The sequence below is a fragment of the Actinophytocola sp. genome (genome assembly GCF_049647105.1).
Lineage (GTDB): Bacteria > Actinomycetota > Actinomycetes > Mycobacteriales > Pseudonocardiaceae > Actinophytocola.
The window spans coordinates 1-4,274 of record NZ_JBARWZ010000289.1; the positions used below are offsets into that span (position 1 = coordinate 1).

At 73.9% G+C, this 4,274-nt stretch carries 1 protein-coding gene; it reads left to right on the plus strand.

Features of this window, described 5'->3' with window-relative positions; all coding sequences use genetic code 11:
• Positions 1-4,274: beta-ketoacyl synthase N-terminal-like domain-containing protein (locus WBA97_RS34755; protein ID WP_424235244.1), on the plus strand; the 4,274-nt coding region annotated here is incomplete at both ends.

A 4,274-nucleotide genomic window follows, 5' to 3' on the forward strand; every position in this document is an offset into this window, starting at 1 on the left:
GGTCGTCGCGGCCTGCGACGTCGCCGACCGGGACGCGCTCGCCGCGCTGCTGGCCGAACACCCGGTGACCGGCGTCGTCCACGCGGCCGGCGTCGTCGCCGACGGCGTGCTCGACACGCTCACCCCCGACCGGCTCGCGGAAGTGTTGCGCGCCAAGGCCGACGCCGCGTCCGTGCTCGACGACCTGACGGGCGGCGCTGACCTGTTCGTGGTCTTCTCCTCGCTCGCGGGCACGATCGGCAGCCCCGGCCAGGCCGGGTACGCCGCGGCCAACGCGTGGCTCGACGCGCTGGTCGAACGCCGTCGCGCCGAAGGCAAGGCAGGCACCGCCGTCGCCTGGGGACCGTGGGCCGGTGGCGGCATGGCCGCCGTCGGTGGACTGGCCGACCGCCTCCGCCGAGGCGGGGTGGCGCCGATGGACCCGGCAACGGCCATCGCCGCACTGGCCGCCGCCGTCGACAGCGGGGAAGGGCCGCTGCTGGTCGCCGACATCGACTGGGCACGCTTCGCCGAGAGCTTCACCGCCGCCCGGCCCAGCCCGCTGCTGGCCGGACTCGTGGCGAGCGGTCCGGACCCCTCTGGCGACGACTGGCGTGCCCGGCTGGCCCCGCTCACACCGGCCGACCGCGGCCGGGCCGTGCGGGACCTGGTGCGCGGCACGGTCGCCACGGTGCTCGGCCACGGCTCACCCGCCGAGATCGAGGACGGCAAGGCGTTCCGCGACCTCGGTTTCGACTCGCTGACCGCCGTCGAACTCCGCAACCTGCTCGGCGCGGCCACCGGCCTTTCCCTGTCCTCGGGACTGGTCTTCGACCACCCCACCCCGGCCGCCGTTGCCGACCACCTCGCCGACCACCTCGCCGGGCTGCAGGCAGGCGCCGAACCGGCCGCTCCGGCGGACGTGCGGGGGCCCGCCGATGACGATCCGGTCGTGATCGTCGCCATGAGCTGCCGCTTCCCCGGCGGGGTGTCCTCGCCGGAGGAGCTGTGGCGGTTGGTGTCGACCGGGGTGGACGCCATGGGCCCGTTCCCGGCCGACCGCGGCTGGCCACTCGACACCCTGCACGACGACGACCCCGACCGCCCAGGCACCACCTACGCAAGGGAAGGCGGTTTCCTCGCCGACGCGAGCGGCTTCGACGCTCGCCTCTTCGGGATCTCCCCGCGGGAGGCGCTGGCCATGGATCCCCAGCAGCGGCTCCTGCTGGAGGCGTCGTGGGAGGCGTTCGAGCGGGCCGGGATCGACCCGAGGTCCGTGCACGGCGACCGCGTCGGCGTGTTCGCGGGCACCAACGGGCAGGACTACCTCGGCCTGCTGCTCGACTCCGACACCGGTCTCGACGGCCATCTGGGCACCGGCAACGCCGCCAGCGTCCTGTCCGGCCGCGTCTCCTACGCGTTCGGCCTGTCCGGGCCGGCCATGACCGTCGACACCGCGTGCTCGTCGTCGCTGGTCGCCCTGCACCTGGCCGTCCAGGCGCTGCGGCGCGGCGAGTGCACGCTCGCGCTGGCCGGTGGCGTGACGGTGATGTCGACCCCCGCCGCGTTCATCGAGTTCAGCCGCCAGCGCGGGGTGGCGCCCGACGGGCGGTGCAAGCCGTTCGCCTCGGCGGCCGACGGCACCGGCTGGGGCGAGGGTGTCGGCGTGCTGCTGGTGGAACGCCTGTCCGACGCCCGCCGCAACGGGCACCCGGTCCTTGCGGTGGTGCGTGGGTCGGCCGTCAACTCCGACGGCGCGTCCAACGGGCTCACCGCCCCGAACGGACCCGCCCAGCTGCGGGTCATCCGCGACGCGCTCGCCGACGCCCGGCTCGTCCCGTCCGATGTGGACGCGGTCGAGGCGCACGGCACCGGCACCGCGCTCGGCGACCCGATCGAGGCGGAGGCGCTGATCTCCGCCTACGGGCACGACCGCGCGGAACCGCTGTGGCTCGGGTCGGTCAAGTCCAACATCGGCCACACCCAGGCCGCGGCCGGGGTCGCCGGAGTGATCAAGACGGTGATGGCGCTGCGCCACGGGACGCTGCCCGCGTCGCTGCACGTGGACACCCCGACGCAGCACGTCGACTGGTCCGGCGGCGCGGTTTCCGTCCTCACCGAGACCCGGCCATGGCCGGCCGCGGGCCGCCCGCGCCGTGCCGGTGTGTCGTCGTTCGGCATCAGCGGCACCAACGCACACACGATCATCGAGGAGGTACGCGACGAGAGGACCGTGGCGCGGCAGGACCGCCCGGTCCCCGCTGTCCTGCCGCACCTGGTCTCCTCGGGCTCGGGCCGGGCACTGCGCGCGCAGGCCGACCGGCTGCTCGGCCGTGTCGGTGACGAGTGGTCCGCCGACGTCGCGGTGTCCCTGGCCACCACGCGCGCCGGGCTGTCCCGGCGCGCGGTGGTCCTGGCCCGCGACGCGGCCGAACTGACGGCGGGGCTGACCGCGCTGGCGGCGGGTGCGGACGCGCCCGGCCTGGTGACCGGGCAGCGCGTGCCTGGTGGACTGGCGTTCCTGTTCACCGGTCAGGGTTCGCAGCGGGTGGGGATGGGTCGTGAGTTGTGTGCGGCGTTCCCGGTGTTCGCGGCTGCGTGGGATGAGGTGTCGTCGCGGTTGGGGAGTATCCCGGTCGAGGACGAGGTGTTGTTGCGTCGGACTGATGGTGCGCAGGCGGCGATCTTCGCGCTTGAGGTTGCGTTGTTCCGGTTGCTGGAGTCGTGGGGTGTGCGGCCGGATCACTTGCTGGGGCATTCGATCGGTGAGGTTTCGGCCGCGCATGTGGCTGGGGTGTTGTCTTTGGATGATGCTTGTGCGTTGGTGGCGGCTCGTGGTCGGTTGATGGCGGCTTTGCCGTCTGGTGGGGCGATGCTGGCGGCCGAGGTGTCCGAAGTGGACGTTCCGGCTGGTGTTGATGTCGCGGCGGTGAATGGTCCGACTTCTCTTGTGGTGTCGGGGACTGAGGAGGAGATCTCGGTTCTGGAGGAGCGGTGGCGTGCTGAGGGGCGTCGGGTGAAGCGGCTGGTGGTGTCGCATGCGTTCCACTCGAAGTTGATGGAGCCGATGCTCGCGGAGTTCGCGGTGGTCGCGGAGTCCTTGACGTATCACGAACCTGGGATTCCGTTGCCGGGTGCGGTGACCGATCCGGCGTACTGGGTGCGGCAGGTGCGGGACACCGTGCGGTTCGCTGACGGGGTCGCATGGCTGCGTGAGCAGGGTGTGGCGTCGTTCCTGGAGGTTGGGCCCGACACCGTGCTCGCCGCGCACGTCACCGGTGCCGTCGCCACGTCGCGGCGCGGCCGGGACGAGACGGAGACCCTGCTGCGGGCACTCGCCGAACTACACGTGGCAGGCATCGACGTCGACTGGGCGGCCATGGCCGAGGAGTGGGGCGGACAGCGCGTGCCGCTGCCGACCTACCCCTTCGACCACGAACGGTTCTGGCCAGAACCGTCGGCGACCCCGCCCGTGGGGCGGGTCGAGACTCGGTTCTGGTCTGCCGTGGAGAGCCAGGACGTCGACGCCGTCGCCACCACGCTGCGTCTCGACCCCGGCGACGGGCTGGCCGCCGTCCTGCCCGCGCTTTCGGCCTGGCGCAAGCAGTTCCACGACCAGGCGACCACCGGCCAGTGGCGCTACCGGATCACCTGGAAGCCGCTGGCCGACACCCCTGCCGCCCTCACCGGCACCTGGCTCCTGGCCGCACCGCCCTCCGGTGTCGCGGACGAACGCGTCCACGCCGTCGCCGACGCGCTACGGGAGCACGGCGCCACGGTCGTGCCGCTGACCGTCGCACAACCGGAACGGACGGCCCTGGCCGGGCAGTTGGCACAGGCGGGTCCGGTCGACGGTGTCGTGTCGCTGCTGGCCATGGACGAGTCCGACGGGCCCGGCCTCACCGCCGGACTCGCGGCCACCCTCACCCTGGCGCAGGCGCTCCGCGACGCCGAGGTCGCGGCGCCGTTCTGGGTGCTCACCCGGGGAGCCGTCGGCACCGGTCCGTCCGACCCGCCCGCGCACCCGCTCCAGGCGCAGGTCTGGGGACTCGGCCGGGTGCTCGCCCTGGAACACCCGGCCACCTGGGGTGGCCTGGTCGACCTGCCGGACCGGCTCGACACCCCGGCGGGGACCCGGCTCGCCGCCGTCCTGGCCGGGACGGGGGAGGATCAGGTGGCCCTGCGGCCTGCCGGGGCGATGGCCCGCAGGCTCAGCCGGGCCTCGCTCGGCGAGCCGAGCCCCGGCCGGTGGACCCCGGCCGGGACCGTCCTGGTCACCGGCGGCACCGGTGCCC